At 59.8% G+C, this 15,760-nt stretch carries 10 protein-coding genes and 1 pseudogene; 3 read left to right on the top strand and 8 right to left on the bottom strand.

Translation table 11 applies throughout. From position 1 onward, the window contains the following. Positions 1 to 12: 12 nt before the first annotated feature. Together J2Y55_RS15885 and J2Y55_RS15880 are read right to left on the bottom strand one after the other, a co-directional pair. Positions 13 to 591 carry a hypothetical protein gene (locus J2Y55_RS15885; protein WP_310155040.1) on the bottom strand — a complete coding sequence of 193 codons (579 nt, stop codon included), beginning with the start codon at positions 589 to 591 and terminating at the stop codon, positions 13 to 15. 14 nt (positions 592 to 605) lie between these two features. Continuing rightward, on the bottom strand, positions 606 to 6,617 hold the full coding sequence (locus J2Y55_RS15880; protein ID WP_310155035.1) for an RHS repeat-associated core domain-containing protein: 6,012 nt from the start codon (positions 6,615 to 6,617) through the stop codon (positions 606 to 608). A gap of 587 nt (positions 6,618 to 7,204) precedes the next feature. On the opposite strand from J2Y55_RS15880, the gene J2Y55_RS15875 reads away from it, so the two are divergent. Continuing rightward, positions 7,205 to 8,290, top strand: coding sequence for a hypothetical protein (locus J2Y55_RS15875; RefSeq protein ID WP_310155032.1), 1,086 nt, complete (start codon positions 7,205 to 7,207; stop codon positions 8,288 to 8,290). Between the two features lie 361 nt (positions 8,291 to 8,651). Here the strand turns inward: J2Y55_RS15875 and J2Y55_RS15870 are convergent. Further along, a pseudogene (locus tag J2Y55_RS15870) lies at positions 8,652 to 9,529 on the bottom strand (AraC family transcriptional regulator). A 219-nt stretch (positions 9,530 to 9,748) separates the two neighbouring features. Between J2Y55_RS15870 and J2Y55_RS15865 the strand changes: the two are divergent. Continuing rightward, positions 9,749 to 10,492 (top strand): DUF1028 domain-containing protein, encoded by a 744-nt coding sequence (locus tag J2Y55_RS15865; protein WP_310155029.1) that lies wholly within the window; start codon positions 9,749 to 9,751, stop codon positions 10,490 to 10,492. Between the two features lie 178 nt (positions 10,493 to 10,670). Here the strand turns inward: J2Y55_RS15865 and J2Y55_RS15860 are convergent, their stop codons facing one another. Then, positions 10,671 to 10,979 carry a hypothetical protein gene (locus J2Y55_RS15860; protein WP_310155026.1) on the bottom strand — a complete coding sequence of 103 codons (309 nt, stop codon included), beginning with the start codon at positions 10,977 to 10,979 and terminating at the stop codon, positions 10,671 to 10,673. A gap of 33 nt (positions 10,980 to 11,012) precedes the next feature. Next, complete coding sequence (locus J2Y55_RS15855) at positions 11,013 to 11,201, bottom strand: DUF3008 family protein (RefSeq protein WP_310155023.1); 189 nt, start codon at positions 11,199 to 11,201, stop codon at positions 11,013 to 11,015. Positions 11,202 to 11,444: 243 nt separating this feature from the next. On the opposite strand from J2Y55_RS15855, the gene J2Y55_RS15850 reads away from it, so the two are divergent. Continuing rightward, positions 11,445 to 12,725, top strand: a complete 1,281-nt coding sequence (locus J2Y55_RS15850) for a DUF763 domain-containing protein (RefSeq protein ID WP_310155020.1) — start codon at positions 11,445 to 11,447, stop codon at positions 12,723 to 12,725. Positions 12,726 to 12,806: 81 nt separating this feature from the next. Here J2Y55_RS15850 and J2Y55_RS15845 read toward each other — a convergent pair whose 3' ends face one another. From J2Y55_RS15845 to J2Y55_RS15835, 3 genes are all read right to left on the bottom strand, one after another. Further along, entirely contained in the window at positions 12,807 to 13,028 is a 222-nt protein-coding gene (locus J2Y55_RS15845) for a hypothetical protein (protein WP_310155017.1), read from the bottom strand. A gap of 273 nt (positions 13,029 to 13,301) precedes the next feature. Continuing rightward, positions 13,302 to 15,374, bottom strand: a complete 2,073-nt coding sequence (locus tag J2Y55_RS15840; protein ID WP_310155014.1) for an ATP-dependent helicase — start codon at positions 15,372 to 15,374, stop codon at positions 13,302 to 13,304. 76 nt (positions 15,375 to 15,450) lie between these two features. Then, positions 15,451 to 15,672 carry a hypothetical protein gene (locus J2Y55_RS15835; protein ID WP_310155011.1) on the bottom strand — a complete coding sequence of 74 codons (222 nt, stop codon included), beginning with the start codon at positions 15,670 to 15,672 and terminating at the stop codon, positions 15,451 to 15,453. Positions 15,673 to 15,760: the final 88 nt, after the last annotated feature.

Raw genomic sequence — 15,760 nt, 5'->3', positions numbered from 1 at the left:
TAGAATTTAATTCTATAATTTACTCCATGAATTTATTTCTTTCGAAAAATCAGGATCATTACTTAGTTTATCAATAATATACCTAGCTTTCGCTGATTTTAATTTCTTCAATCCGCGTAAAATTAACAGCCTACTATCTCCATGCCTCTTATCATCCAGTAAATTACTTATTTCATCAATAAATTCGTCAGAGCAAATCACAGAGATCGCGGTTGCCAACCCATTTTTGAATCCAGTCCCTGCGTTTGAGTTTTTATATTCATTTAATATTGTTGACCAAGCATATGAAGCGTCAGGGACAGCTAATGAGCGAGCGATCGCCTCTTTTGTACGATCTGAATAATCGATAGAAAGATGCCTCAAGAGTATGGGTATTAATATCGCATAATTATTACTACTATTGACTAACTCCCAAACGGATTCAAAATTGAACCCCTCCTCCTTAAGCTCAATCAAAATACTATTTTGCTCAATTTTATCTCTCGCATCAAGAGCGATTCTAAAATTATCCCTCTTAGATTTCTCTAAAACATAATCGCGATTCAATTTTAAATTATTTATCAATTCTGACGCCGATATTCTTTTCTTCATGTCGATAATCCTCGTCAATATGGGGGTATAACGAGAGGATTGATCTTTCCACTCTCTATGGCGCGGGCCAATGGTCCAGAGATATTTGTTGTCCCTCTCATATATAAGTCAAAACTTCGCCCAGTTGACTGAGCAAAATCGGAATAATCTCTCAATTGCCGGGTAAAGCTCAAATTCGCAACATTCTTCACTTCACTCACCACTTGACCGGTGAGGCCATCCGGAAACCTCACTAGGCCATTGATCGGGATAGCAATCTTAGGGCCGATATCATACGCACTTCGAACCGCGGTTTCACCAGCCACACCAATCTCTCGTGCGGTCGCGGTTGCTATAGAACTCACAGATCTAACGCCGGCTTGCACCTCCGTGCTAGCACCAAAAGTTGCAATTCCAAGCGCTGCATCGCCCAAGGCCATTGCCCCGTAGATGGCTGCGTTTCCATAGTTGCCGGCTCTGAATTCCTCCGGGACACGGCCGCCATAGTAAGCCCCCGGCACTGCATTGACGAACGACGACAACAACCGCTGACCAAAGGAACCCGCCGCTTCCTGCACCCAACCAGTCGGATCGATCAGGTTCAGCGGGTCATTCCCGACATAGGCGTAGAGGTTGAGCCCGCCTTGCGTCCCGATCGGATCGGGCTGGAGGAAGCGGCCGAGCGCGGGGGCGTACATCCGGGCGCGGTAGTAGTAGAGCCCGGTCTCGGTGTCGATGCGCTGGCCGGTGTAGCGGAAGGTCCCCGTCGATGCCGCGCTCTGGCCGAAGGGCAAATAGCCCGTTTTGGCGAGCGTGCCGGTGGCCGAGGCCAGCGTCGCCTGTACGGAACCCTGGATATCGGGAATGAAGCTCGTGCGCGTCGCGGGCGAAACCTCGATCTGGTTCAGCGCCTCGTTGGAGCCCAGCCCATAGGCATACCAGCGCAGCACCTGCCCGCTCGTGCCGTCATACTCCAGCACCTCGCGATTATCGGCGTCGGTGACGAACACCGTCTTGGCCGCCCCGACTGTCTTCTGCTTGCGCCGGCCTTGCGCGTCGAAATCATAGCTCGCGACTGTCGTCGCGCCTTGCATCACGCCCGTCAGCCGGTTCTCCGGGTCATAGGCGTAGGTGAAGCTTCCGTCAGAGGTCAGGTTGCCGTTGCCGTCATAGCTCGGCGTGACCGCGCCGACGGCGGTGTATTGGTCGAGATTATTGGCGGCATAGGCCGTCGTGCTCGCAGCCGCCGGCGAGAGCCACCAGCTGGCATCGCTCGCAGTCTGACCGATGCGCTGATTGACCTGGTTATAGCTGTAGCTGAAGGCGACGCTGCTGGCTGCGGGGGCAACGGCCGGCGCCGGGGCCGGATTCCAGCTCACCGCAAGCGGACGGTTCAGCGCATCATAGCTCAGACTGGTGGCGAAACTCGCCGTTCCGCCTGAAGGCGGCAACGCATTGACCAGCGACGCGCCGGTATCACTGACCGAGATCACCCGGCCGGCGAGATCGTAGGCATAGCTCACCGTCGGCTGGCCGCTCGAGGCCTTGGACGTCTGGCGGTTCAGCGTGTCGTAGGCGAAGGAGATCGTCTGGTTCGCGCGCGTCTTGCGCGTCAGGACATTGTTGTCGTTGTCGTAGGTGAAGGTCTCGGTGCTGGCGTTGGGATAGGTCGCGACGCTGAGGCGGTCGAAGCCGTCATAGATGTAAGAGGTGACATTGGTCTGGCTGTTGCCGCGCGCGATCGTCAGGCTCGCCGGCAATCCGTCCGGCGTATAATCCTGCTGCAGCAGCGGATTGCTCTGCACGGCGAGGTTCGAGACCGAAATGCGCCGCCCCGCGAGATCGTAGCCATACTGCGTCACCCGGCCGAGAGCGTCACGGATGCTCGCCGGCCTGTCGGCCACGTCATAAGCGTAGCGCGCGATGTTGCCGTTCGCGTCAGTCGAGGTCGCCGTCTGCCCGCTCGGGGTATAGGTCGCGCTGGTGGAACGCAGGGACACGCCATTGGCGCTCTGCTGCGTCCGCAGCACACGGCCATCGGGATCATAATTCAGCTCGGTGACGATGCTGCCGAAAGCAGCGCCGGTCGGTGGAGCCACGCTGCGGACGAGGCGGCGATTGGCGTCATAGCTGTTTCCGGCGACGTTCCCATTGGGATCGGTCGTGGAGGTGACGTCGCCGAGGCTGTTATAGGCCGATCGCGTGGTCTGATTGAGAGCCCCGGCGCCTCCGGCGTCCCTGACGATCTGAACGGCGTTACCCCGCTCGTCATAGACATATTGCGTCGTGGTGCCGACTGGATCGACCGAGGAGAGCGGCTGGCCATAGGCGTTGTAGCTCATGCGGGTCGTCGCCTTGAATCCCAAGGCATCCGCGTCCCTGACCACCGAGAGCAGGTTACTGGTGACCGGGTCATAGCTCAGCGCCGTGACGAGCCCGCGTGGATCGGTGACCCGCGTCGGCTGGTTGAAGGGCGTGTCGTATTGGAATGTGGTGGTAAGCGGCGAAAGCGGCGAGCCCGGTTTGGCGGTCCGCGTCGTCGCAATGACGTTGTGCTTGAGATCCAGCGAATAGGCATAGGCCGTCGCGCCGCCTTCCGGGGCCGTGGTCAGCACCAGCCGGTCTTGCCCGTCATATTGATTGGTCGTGATGTTGACGGCGCCGTTCTGCTGCCCCGTGTCGCCGAAAACCGTTCCGAAGCTGCCGCTGAGGACGGTTGCGTCCCTGACGATCTTGCCGCGTGGCGTCTGGTAGGTGATGCGGCGCCCGCCGGCCGGATCGACGATTTCGCTGCGGGAGCCGGCGAAATAAAACTGCGAGACATTGCCGTTGGCATTGGCCTGTCTGATGACATGCCCCAGCCCGTCATAGTCGTTGCTGACATAGGGGATGCTGGGATTGGACGGATAGAATACCTGCGTCAGTTGACTATCGGCGTCGTAGGCATAAGTCGTGATGCTGCCGAGCGGATCGGTCGCGGAGACCAGATTGTCGCCGCTATATCCGAAGGTCACGCTCCGCTGGCCGTCGGACACCGCGCTGATGTGGGACCCCGCATAGGACAGGGATATCTGCCGCCCCAAATTATTCGCCACTGTCAGAAGATTGCCGGACGCGTCATAGGTAAAATCGATCCCCATGCCGTTGGGATGACGCCAGGTAGCGATGTTCGAAGCGGTTTTTCCGGCAGGCGGCGCACCGAAGCCGAGCGTGACGCCGTCCTTGGCGATGTAGTTGTAGGTGTTGGGAATGCCGGAATTCAGCGCTGTTCCGGTCAATGTCGCCGCCGATCCGAAGGGGGCGGAGTAGCTGATGCTCATGGCGCCATCGCTACGGGGCAAGGCAATGAAGGCCTCGGACGTTTCCGGTTGCGAAACGACGACAGAGTTGTTCGTCAACTGGTCGCTGAGCCAGCGATTGACCATCCATGCCAGGGTGAGCGACTGGGCGCTTTGAGCGCTGTTCTTCAGGAGATCCTGCGAGACATAGATCGCAGCGATGGCAGACGCGGCATCGATCGCCGAGCCGGCGCCCAAGCCGGCATAGGGGTCACTGTTGAAGCCCGCGCTGTAGCTGAAGCTATGTGTCCAGCCATTGCCCAGGCCGACATCCCTCTTGTTCGCGGATGAACGATAGGTTCGCGCGAAGGACAGCGCATAAGGAAATGAGCCGCTTCCCACGGACAGATCGGAATGACTGTAGACGTTTGCGCCCGTCGCCAGATCGATGGGGTCGGAAACCTTCGGTGAATCAACCCAGGGCTGTGGGTTGAAGAATGCGGGAACGCCGATCATGCTCGGTAGCGTTGGGATCGTATCGAACGTGTTCGAAACCTGATCGGGAATGGACACGCCCGTTCCGCTGAAACCACCGCTCAGCCCGCCGCTGATTCTTTGAATGATGTTCAGCGAAGTGGAGGTCTGCGTGATAATCGTGAAGCCCGCGCCGTGCCAGACTCCTACGGCAGTGTTGCCGTTCGTCGGGATCAGAACCTGATTTCCGGCCGGGCTCCCCGACGCTAGGCCATTCGTCGAAATCGACCAATCGATCGCAGCGAGATCCGCGTCACGATACGACGTCAAATTCGGTCGAATGCTGCTGAAATACGCCTGCAGGCCCGCTGATGTCGTACCGTCTGCGAAGAATATTCGCGCTGACGTTGCAGCGTTCATGTCGACGATTTTAACGGTCGAGGCGGCGACCATATTTGGCGTTGGCGCCTGAGTTTGCTCAAGGACACCAGATTCAAGAATGCTGGATGCTCCCGATATCGAATAAACCCAGGAAAAAATCTGCGGAACAAAGAATGGGCACTGAAGCTGAGGCCAGCAGGCCTGCGATGTTACGCTATAGCCATTCAGCGGCAAATCGACATAGGGGCCTTGGACGCCGGTATCCGTCTGAATCTGCGACTGCGCCGTTATGCCCACGCCATGGTGATATTGCGAGGTGAGCTGGCCGAGGCGATCCCCGATCGATTGTTGTGCGGCGTTCTCCGCAAGCCAGTTGTAGCTGACAACGGCAAGGCTCTCGCCCAGAACGGCCTCAGACGCAGGATGGGCCCCGGGCACGGCCAAGGCTTGAGCGAGCAGCCGCCGGTGCTTGTCCACCATCCCGCGACCGACGCGTCCCCAGCCGGCGCCGATCAGATAGGAGCCGCCTGCCCTAATCGCCAGATTGGCTGATTGATTGAAAATGGTTGCGAGAGAGCCAGTATAGGGGTGCTTGATCGCCGTATTGACGTTCCAAGCGTCTCCAAAAGCCGTCGAAGGGCCGATGCTCGTGCCAGAGGATGGGGCAGAGCCATCGATCAAAAGCTTGGGGATGTATCTGTTCGGTGTGGCCGGGTCCGGCTGCGAGAAGACCGTGATCCTTTGACCAAAGGTCTCATCGGCATAGAGCAGAACGGATTGCGCCGAAGGAGCCGAGCAGGTCGAGGGCGTCACTCCTGGCATCGAGATTGTGAAACATGTGCGATAGGCGTTGGGTATCGTAGCCCATGTCTGCACTCCGATCGGCTGGCTCGGTGACAGATAGGGCAGTGTCGTTTGACGGATCGGCGATCCCGTCAATGGGATGATCATCTTGCCGCCGATAACGTCGTTCGTGGTCGCAGCCGGATTCGTCGATTTGACATAATTTATCAGATTGTTCGCGAAATTGACGAGATTCGATCGAATGGAAGATCTGTTGATATTCGCGATAGAAACAGAATCCACCGAGCCTCCGGCGCTCGCCGCAAATTGAGACTTGTTGTACCCGAGAGAAGATGCTAGATTTGAGATACCATTTATGATTGTATTTTGCTTAAAACTCGGATCAAATACATAATTTATCCCATTAATACTGACTTTAACCCAGACATGAGCAACATCGATCTGATTCAAAGTTCCATCTGGATTGGCAAATACTGACCCCAGAGGAACACCTCCATTGTCAAACAAATTTGCGATCGCAACGACGTCATTTTTGACGCCGAGCCATCCGGGAGTATTTGCACCCGTCAACCTGATGTAACCGTATTGGAAATTCGTCTGCGTGACGCCTGCCGCATTCAACAATGCGATCAGCAATTTTGCCTGATCCCAATCATTGCCGAGCCCGCCCAGAAGGGTGCCCAAAGCCCCCTTGTTGCTGCCAAATAGCGGCTCGTACTCAATGTTGTTGTAGACATACTCGAAAATCAGATCCGGGTCGCATTTAAGCGCCGCGGCCAGGGTCGCGATCTCCAGAGGCTGCGGCAGGGAGCCCAAGCAGGAGCTCGTCACCGGCGCAGATGCCGCAGCGAAAGCGGAGGCGCCAACCGCGGCCTGTGGCCCAACCGTTCGCGCCGACCCTGCCGGGGCAAAACCAGCGGCAGACGCTCCCGCTACGCTTTGGTCGAGAATCTCGTTGGCTTCGGCAATGCTTACGCGCTGACCCTGCGCTACAACCTGCGCGTGAGCGTTCGGAAAAAACAACGGCGAAAACGACGCAAGTATGATTCCAAAAACGGCACCGACTAAAGCTCTATTGAAAAGTGATTTATTGCTAGATGCCTTGAACATAAAATCATCCTTATTCAATCAATATCATATTTCTTCTGTATACAAGATTCTGATGAAGCCTATTTTAGAAAATTCACTGCCAAACCGCCGACCCCCAGGAGAAATTATTCCACGATCCGACGGCACTATTTACGTTTATGGCTTGGGAAGTCCGGTTCCCATTCGAATCATACGAGTATAAAATAATAATTCCGGTATCATAACTCGCTGTCGCTACCCTACCAAGGGCGTCATATGTGTAAACCACAGAGGCGTTAGCCGCGTTCGCGCTGTTTTGTCCGGCGGACAAACACATCGCGGCCGAAAACATAAGTATAAAGACGAATATGATCCTTAATTTCGTAAAAATGAGATTCATATTTCGCTCCATTCTTAAGAGATTCGATCACAATCTCTTATCAACTCCGGAAATTCTGCGCCTACAACCGGCTGCTTTTCGTCAATCAGCCTCGGTCCTTTCGAATGTGCCGAGACGTCCCCTTGCAATCAAGCAGATTTTTTGCACTGATCAGCAATCAGACGTTGTGCTTCCGCTGAGTGATCATCCCCATCTTCGTCGCCCTTCATTTTGCCTTAAGGAATCCCACATGCGCCTGATGCGGAAACTTATTGTAGCGGCGATCCTCGCCCTCGGCATGAATCACGCCGCTTTGGCTCAGACTTGTCCGTCCAGCCCGTACACACTGACGAATGGGACGAATGCCGACGCAAGCCAGGTCATGGCCAATTTCAACAATCTGTTGAATTGCATCAATTCGCAGCCCGGCCTGGTCTTTGCTCCGGCAGGGCGATTGACGCTTTCGATCGGCACGCCCGTGCTGACGTCGGCGGTCAATGGCGGGGGGACGGTCTACTACACGCCCTATACCGGAAATCTGGTGCCGATCTGGAGCGGAACGGGCTTCGTCGCGAGAACCTTTACCGAACTTTCAAATGTTTTAGCCAACTCGACCGCAGGAAATGCCGGCCCGGCCGCAGCAACAGCCGGTGCGGTCTATGACCTGTTCGTGTGGTCCAATGCCGGGACCATAACGCTGACCAGAGGACCGGCTTGGACAAACACCACCACACGCAGCGCTGCTCTAACGCGCGTGAATGGGCTTCTCACCAATTCAACGGCCATCGCGAATGGACCAGCAGTAGGATTTGGCACTTATATTGGAACGATCGCTACTGATAACGGCAGCGCGACGGTGTCTTTCAATAGCGGATCATCAATTAGTGGAGGTGGGCCCTCTAACATTGGCCTTTGGAACCAGTTTAATCGAGTAAGAATTATTGCATCTGTTAACGATGCGAGCATATCGCATACATATGCTTCAGCCACGTATAGATCATTCAACGGATCAAATGGAAATAGGGTGACTTTTGTAACAGGACAGGCGGAAGATAGCTTCACAGCAACAGCGATAGCTTTAATTCAAACTTCTGTTGGCGGCGTGGGTAGTTTAGCATTTGGACTTGATAACAATAATGCTATCTCGACTGGAAGTAGCACATCATTCGTAGGAATAGGAGGGTCTCAATCATCGGTTCAATCTCCTATTTATTTTAGTGGAAACCCGATTGTCGGCCAGCACTACATTCAGTTATTACAAAAAGGAGATGGGACGACTGCAACTACATTTTTGTCTGGCCCATACGAATTACTTCAAGCCGATCTGAGATATTGAATTTACTAAGTAAGCTCGTGTGCGTCGCGCAACAGTGTGCAAAGTGTCTGCGGGATCATCTCTTAGCATTCGTCGGGCATGTCGAACCCAGCCCGCAGGCGGCGGTAATTGTCCGCGCTGTCCTGGGAGTGGGACGCGGCCTAGGCACCAGCGTCGTGGCGGAGGGGACGAGACCGCCGGCCAGAACACGGCGCGCTTTGCCATGCCATTCAGGGTAGTTGGGCGAAATCTCGTCGCATCATTTAGGCGACCGCCTCATCGGCCGGCCTGTGATGTGAGGATGTGCCGCCGCAGGAGATGAGGCGGACAACGGCCTGTCCGCTTCCTGCGATCGGAAGGGACAGGCCGCCGTCGGCGGGCGCTATTTCAGCGGCAGAAAAAGCTCCGCGACCGCCTCATGCTCCGGCACCTCCGGGAAGAGGCTCAGCCGCTGGCAATAGATCGGGAAATCGCGCGCTTCCTCGCCGCTGACTGGGAGCCAGTCGCGATACAAATAGAGCGCGGCGGGCTCCAGATTATGGGTGTTGCCAACGACGCGCAGCACCGCGCAGCGCCCGCCTGGGATCTCGCCGGCCTTGATCGGCTCGCCATGCGCCTCGATCGGCCGGTCGGTCCCGGCACAGAGGTCGTTGCTGTAGTCCGCCAGAGAGGCGGGCCGCCTTTCGGAACGCCAGACATTGAAGGTCGGGCTCGTACTGGGGTGCAGGCCTGCGGCCTTTCGCCAGGCGATAAAGCGCTGGATGGTGGCGCCAAGCGTCGCTGGATCGCCCCGATGCTCCATGATCGCCGCGTTGTCGGCACATCACGGATCATCACGTCGTCAGCGGTAAAATTCGTCTGCATGAGCTTGCTCCTCGCATCGTCGAAAGGCCCGAAGGCCGCAAGCCACGGCTCCCAGTCGGGAGATTTCCGGAACGACGAAGGCGATTGCCCAAACCGTTGCCGAAAGGCACGGGCGAAGGCATCGGGTGCATCGTAACCGGCATCCATCGCTATGTCCGTGACGCTTTGGGCGTCCCTGTAGGCCAGCCGGTACGAAGCGCGCTTCATGCGGGCAAGCTGGACATAGCGATGCACGGACACCCCGAAGGTGGACATGAACTGCCGGTGGAAATGGTATTTCGAGAACGCCGCGACGCCGCTCAACACGTCCAGGCCCAGATCATCGTCGAGATGCCGGTCGATATGGTCCAGCACCCGCTGCATCCGGGCATGATAGTTTTCAAGTGCCGCCGTCATCGTCCCTTGGTCTCTTCCTACCGCGGCGACACCAGCTACGCCCTTCTCAAGATACCGCGCTCGACCGATCTTGCGATTTGGCAGGGAACCGGCGCCTGCCGGCAACGGCTTACAGGTGAGCCTGGCTGCTCCGCATGTGGAGGTTCCGCTGCGTAGACGTTGCTTTGAGAACGGCAGGAACACGGATATTGCGGCGTCCTGAAGAGTAGGGAATACCGCATGACGTGGTCGATCATCGCGCGGGATACGCAAACCGGTGCGTTTGGCGTGCTGTGCGCGTCGCGGGCGCTGGCGGTTGGGGCGGTCGTTCCCCACGGGGCGGGTCGAACCGGCGCGATCGCGACGCAGGCTTTCGCAAATCCGTTCTTCGGCGTCGACGGCCTGAGGATGCTTGGGGAAGGCTGTTCTTCCCAGGATATCGTCTGTGCCCTGGCGGCGGCTGATGAAGGGCGCGATCACAGGCAAGTGCATGTGATCGATCGCACGGGCAGCGCGGCCTGCCATACCGGCGCGGCCTGCATCGCATGGAGCGGCAGCGTCAGCGCTCCCAACGTCTCCGTCGCGGGGAACGTGCTGGCAGGGCCGCAGGTCGTCGAAGCGACGCTTAACGCCTATCTCGCGGCGTCCGCACTCGATTTCGACGAGCGCCTCATCGTCGCGATGGAAGCCGGCGAATGCGCGGGCGGCGACAGCCGCGGGCGTCAGTCCTGCGCCATCCGCATCTGGAGCGATGCCCCGTTTGCGAGCTTCGATCTGCGTGTCGACGACCATTCCGAGCCCCTGAAGGAGCTTAGGCGGCTCTGGCGGCTGGCGCATCAAGGCTATGCGCCGTTTCAAACCGCCTGCCCTCCCGCGCGAAGCCGGCCGGCGTCACGGACCGGGACGCCGTCAATCGGATGTGCGCCGAATATGCCGAGGCCTGGAACGCCCGACATCCGGAATAGCCGCCGATCACAACCCTGAAGGCGTCCGTTGCCCACCCCCGTTGCGGCCTAGCGCTGGAGGTCATCGTCACCGAAATGCCGGCTCATCTGCTTCGTCTTGCGGCCTTCATCCAGGTCATGACGCTCCTGCGCGGGCGCAAGCAAAGAGGCGGTCGCGGATGCGATCGCTCCGGAAAACGGACGTACCCGTCCAGCCGCTATCGCTTTGCCCGTCGTAGGCGGTAGCGGTCGAGATAGGCCGCACCCCACATGGTCAGCCGCGCCATCGGCCGCCGTAGAAAAGGCACGTCGGCTGCGATCAGCATCAGGCCGAGCGGCAGCATCCACAATCCCAGGAACGGAAGGATCGCGAAGATGCCGCCGAAGATCAGGACAATCCCCGCCGGAAGTCTGACCCAGCGCGATTGGGGATACCGCAACCAACGCATCCATGACGCCAGCCTGTGCGGTAGTTCCCGCTCGATGCGCTTGAAGGCGAAGCGAAGCTCTCTTGCGCCATCCGACATGCTATTCTGCGGCCTTCGTAACCGAGACGGGGCTCACGATTTCGACACATGCTCGGGCTTGCCCTTGCGTTTGGTCGAGGCGAGCTCGTCGAGTTCGCGTTCACTCATCGATTTCTCCATCGATTTGGAAGCGCCTTTGAGTTTGCTTTTCTTGATCGCGCCGCGCTTGGCGGCCAGGGCGGCGCCTGCCGCCTTTTGCTGAGCTGCTGATTTCGCCGGCATGTCCGCCTCCTCGAATAAAGCCACTCTCAAACGGCATGTCCTAAACCGGCCAACCGCCGAGACGTTCCCGCGCGATCGGCTCACCCCCCTCGGCCGTCATCAGCGTAGTGCCGCCACCTCCACACATGCGGAATGGCGATGCGCCCAGGTCGCGTTGACGTGCGACAGACCAATGATGCGCTCTTGGCGGCATCCGCCGAATTGCGCTATGCAAAGTTCCCGTTTCGTTCTAAAAGAACTGGCATGACGCGTCGCTCCGGCAGTGCCGATCTGCCTTTGCATCACGGCCGGGTGCCGGCCTGGCTCGCCCAGCGCATGACGCGACTCGGCGCCGTCATCTGCGAGGCGATCATCCATCATTATGGCCGGGACGAGTTGCTGCGGCGTCTGGCGCATCCCTTCTGGTTCCAGTCCTTCGGTGCGGTGATGGGCATGGACTGGCACTCTTCGGGCATCACCACGAGCGTCATCGGCGCATTGAAGCGCGGACTGGCACCGCTCTCGGGCGAGCTCGGCCTGCATGTGTGCGGTGGGCGAGGCAGCCATTCGCGGCAGACGCCCGCAGAACTGGAGCGGATCGGCGCCCGGGTCGGCTTCGACGGGCATGCGCTGGCAAAGGCAAGCCGCCTCGTCGCCAAGGTCGACAGCGCCGCCGTGCAGGATGGTTTCGACCTTTATCTGCACGGCTTCTTCGTCACCGATGATGGCCAATGGGTCGTGGTGCAGCAAGGCATGAACGGCGATGGCGGCCTCGCCCGGCGCTATCACTGGCAGTCGGAAGGGCTCGGCAGCTTCGTCGAGGCGCCCCATGCCGCCATCGATGGCAAGAACCAGGGCTGCATCATCAATCTCACCGATGCGCGCGCGAGATCGTCCCGCGACGGCCAGGTTGCGATGCTGCGCGAGATCGGGCCCGACGCCATCGTCAGGGAATTTTCCGCATTGGAGCGCGACCGGGTCCCGCCGGTGCTGTCGTCCGCGCAGCTCGCCTTGCCACATCTGGTGATGCCGGCCCATCACGATGTCCGGCCCAAGGACGTGATCGCCCGGCGCCTGCACGGCGCGCTCGCTGCAGCCGCCGACAGTGCCCCGGCCGATTTCTCTGAGCTGCTCCTCGTACCAGGCGTCGGGGCCCGCACCGTGCGCTCGCTTGCGATGGTGGCCGAAGTGGTCCACGGCACGCCGTGTCGCTTCGCCGATCCGGCACGCTTCTCACTCGCCCATGGCGGCAAGGACCGGCAACCCTTCGCCGTGCCCACCAAGGTCTACGACCAGACCATCGCAGTGCTGAGATCCGCGGTCGATCGGGCAAAGCTAGGGCAGGATGATCGCCTCGCCGCGATCTCCCGGCTCGACCGCGAGAGCCGCCGGCTGGAGCAGATCGCCACTGGCCCGACACTGTGCGGATATGTGGCCGAGGAACGCCGGCGTTCGGCCGAGTATGGCGGGCGGAGCGTCTTTGGTTGGGAGCAACGCGCGTCCGAGGCGGCCCCGGATGCTCCGGCGAAAACGCGCCCGACGTGACATGCGGGCGCGGAAGGCCAGACGCACTGAGCCTTTGAAACTGTCCCAAGGCGGCCGCCCTGCGGACGAAAGCCGCTGAGATCAATCGCATTGCCGGTCGCATGTCCGCTGATGGGCGCGCCCTGCCATCCCATTGCGCGGCCAGCAGGCATGTCCGCCGACCCCGGCCAGTCCGGTCAGCTTGCCGTTCTCACCGCTCATGATGCCGGGCAGATCGTCGCGCAGCCAGCCCAGGACTTCCAGTGCAAAGGTGCAGCTGACAGTAACCGCGCTGTCGAGCTCGACCTTGGGCCCGTCAGCCATCGCAATGTTGCGGAACGTGACGGGACCGTCGATAGCGCATGCGCCACCGCCGTTCGCCGATGGCGAAGGAAGCGCGATGCCGCCGCTCTCGGCAAGGTGGCGAGACACGCCGACGGCGCTGCCGGCTTCTCGGGCTCGGGAGCAGGCTGCGCCTTGCCGCCAGGCACCGGAAGCGGCTTCAGATCGGCAGGGCGCTCATGAAACGCCTCATCGTCCAAATCGGCTGCTGGGGCGGCTTGAATTTCGAGTGCGGCAAGCGATCCGCGCGGTCGATTATCGCCACATGCCTCGCATTTGCGCACGCACATCGATCCTCGGCCCATTGCTGGCTGTCCGGCCGGTGTCGAGCGTCGCGACACGCGGCCAGACGCAGCGCTCGAAATGCCCGAGCAGCCCGTTGGGAATGAACCGCGTCCGATTCGCATAGACGTGGCGGTCTCCGGTCGATGATTGGCCATGGGTGAAGAAGCGCTGCGGCACGACGAGATGCAGCTCGTCCTTGGCCCGTGTCATTGCGACGTAGAGCAGACGGCGTTCTTCCTCGATCTCCTCGGATGTGCCGGCACCGAGATCGATCGGAATGCAGCCATCGACGACGTTCATGACGAAGACCGATTTCCACTCCTGCCCCTTGGCCGAATGGATCGTCGAGAGGATCAGGTAGTCCTCGTCGAGCAGTGGTACGCCAGCCTGATCGCTGGTCGCATCGGGGGGATCGAGCGTGAGCTCGGTCAGGAAGCGCTCGCGCGACGGATAGCTTCCGGCGATCTGCTCGAGCTGGACAAGGTCGGCTTGTCGCGTCGAGGCGTCTTCATGGATGCGCTCCAGATGGGGCTCATACCAGAGCCGCGCGCGCTCGATCTCAGCAGGCCAGCCGCAGCAGCCCGAACGCAGTTCGGCGACGGCATTCTGGAAGCTTGTCCAGTCCTCGCCGGCGCGCGGCGGTGCGGGCGCGTCATGCAGCGCCCCGATCGGGTCCGAAGCTTGGGCCATGTGGTCGAGCACGCGCTGCGCCGAAGTCGGCCCGACGCCGGGCAGAAGCTGCAGGATGCGGAAGCCGGCAACCCGGTCGCGAGGGTTCTCGACGAAGCGCAGCAAGGCCAGCACGTCCTTGATGTGGGCAGCGTCGAGAAACTTCAGGCCACCGAACTTGACGAAGGGAATGTTGCGCCGAGTCAGTTCGATCTCCAGCGGGCCGCTGTGATGCGACGCCCGGAAGAGCACGGCCTGCTGCTTGAGCGTCGAGCCCGCCTCGCGGTTCTCCAGGACCCGTTCGGCGATGAAACGAGCCTGATCGGCCTCATCACGCACATTGACGAGTTGCGGCGCCGCGCCGGCTGCCCGATCGGTCCAGAGGTTCTTGGTGAAGCGCTCGGCTGCCAGGTCGATGACGCCGTTGGCTGCCGCCAGGATAGCGCTGGTCGAGCGATAGTTCTGATCGAGCGTGATGATCTCGGCCGGCGGCGAGAAGGCCGCGGGGAAGTCGAGGATGTTGCGGACCGTCGCTGCCCTGAAGGAATAGATCGACTGGGCATCGTCGCCGACGACGGTGAGCCCGTGGCCGCCAGGCTTCATCGCGAGCAGGATCGAGGATTGGAGCCGGTTGGTATCCTGATACTCGTCGACCATGACATGATCGAAGCGCCCGCCGATATCGGCGGCAAGGTCAGGGTCGGCCATGACCTGGGCCCAGTAGAGCAGCAGGTCGTCGTAATCGAGCACGTTCTGGCTCTGCTTGGCCTCGACATAGGCCGCAAACAGATCCCGCAGCTCTGCCGCCCAGGCCGCGCACCAGGGAAAGGATCGGCCAAGAACATCCTCGATCGGCATCTCCGCATTCACGCAGCGCGAATAGATCGACAGACATGTCCCCTTCGTTGGAAAGCGCGCTTCGGTCTTGGAAAAGCCGAGCTCATGCCGGATGAGATTCATCTGGTCTGCGGCGTCCTCGCGGTCGTGGATCGTGAAGGCAGGATCGAGCCCGATCTGGTCGGCATAGTCACGCAGCAGACGCGCGCCGATCCCGTGGAATGTGCCGGCCCATGTCAGCGCATCCGCCAGGACGCCGGCGCCATCGCCAAGTACCTTCCGGGTGATCCGCTCGACGCGCTTTGCCATCTCCGTGGCGGCGCGACGGGAGAAGGTCATCAGCAGAATGCGGCGTGGATCGACGCCGCTGACCATCAGATGCGCCACGCGATGGGCGAGCGTGTTGGTCTTGCCCGAGCCGGCACCCGCGATAACGAGGAGCGGGGAAGCGAAAAGGGAACCGACGCCGTGAATGACGGCGCGACGCTGCGCGGGGTTCAGCGTGTCCAGATAGGAAATCGGGGTTATGGCGTTCATCTATTCCAGCCCGCCCTCGCCGGCACGCCGTTCGAAGCGAACGCCGGCGACATGCCCCGCTTGGTTCTCTGGACCATCAGACCTCGTCCTCAACGTCCAGGCGTCGGGCGCCCGCCGAGAACACGCCACGGATAAAGCCGCGGGATACCGCCTGCTGCGCATCCCGGATCAACGCGGCCTGATCATGCAGCAGGGCTCGAATCGCTGCCCGGGCGTCGCCGCCGAATTCGGCCAGGACGTCGTCGATTTCCTGCTCTGAAACCTCCAACTCGGTCTTTTCAAGCGGCTGTGACGACATCGATTGCGTTCCCGGAAAGGCGAACGTAATGAGAACATAGCTGCCTGCGAAGTCAAGCCATGGGCACTGTCGAGACGTTCTTCCTTCA

This window comes from Allobosea sp. BE125, from assembly GCF_031456075.1.
In the GTDB taxonomy this organism is placed as follows: domain Bacteria; phylum Pseudomonadota; class Alphaproteobacteria; order Rhizobiales; family Beijerinckiaceae; genus Allobosea.
Note: the sequence above shows the minus strand (reverse complement) of the source record. Positions and strands in the feature narration are given on the sequence as shown.

Coding starts and splice junctions, on each gene's coding strand:
- J2Y55_RS15885 (WP_310155040.1), bottom strand. CDS start 591: ATGAAGAAAAGAATATCGGCGTCAGAATTGATAAATAATTTAAAATTG.
- J2Y55_RS15880 (WP_310155035.1), bottom strand. CDS start 6,617: ATGTTCAAGGCATCTAGCAATAAATCACTTTTCAATAGAGCTTTAGTC.
- J2Y55_RS15875 (WP_310155032.1), top strand. CDS start 7,205: ATGCGCCTGATGCGGAAACTTATTGTAGCGGCGATCCTCGCCCTCGGC.
- J2Y55_RS15865 (WP_310155029.1), top strand. CDS start 9,749: ATGACGTGGTCGATCATCGCGCGGGATACGCAAACCGGTGCGTTTGGC.
- J2Y55_RS15860 (WP_310155026.1), bottom strand. CDS start 10,979: ATGTCGGATGGCGCAAGAGAGCTTCGCTTCGCCTTCAAGCGCATCGAG.
- J2Y55_RS15855 (WP_310155023.1), bottom strand. CDS start 11,201: ATGCCGGCGAAATCAGCAGCTCAGCAAAAGGCGGCAGGCGCCGCCCTG.
- J2Y55_RS15850 (WP_310155020.1), top strand. CDS start 11,445: ATGACGCGTCGCTCCGGCAGTGCCGATCTGCCTTTGCATCACGGCCGG.
- J2Y55_RS15845 (WP_310155017.1), bottom strand. CDS start 13,028: ATGGCTGACGGGCCCAAGGTCGAGCTCGACAGCGCGGTTACTGTCAGC.
- J2Y55_RS15840 (WP_310155014.1), bottom strand. CDS start 15,374: ATGAACGCCATAACCCCGATTTCCTATCTGGACACGCTGAACCCCGCG.
- J2Y55_RS15835 (WP_310155011.1), bottom strand. CDS start 15,672: ATGTCGTCACAGCCGCTTGAAAAGACCGAGTTGGAGGTTTCAGAGCAG.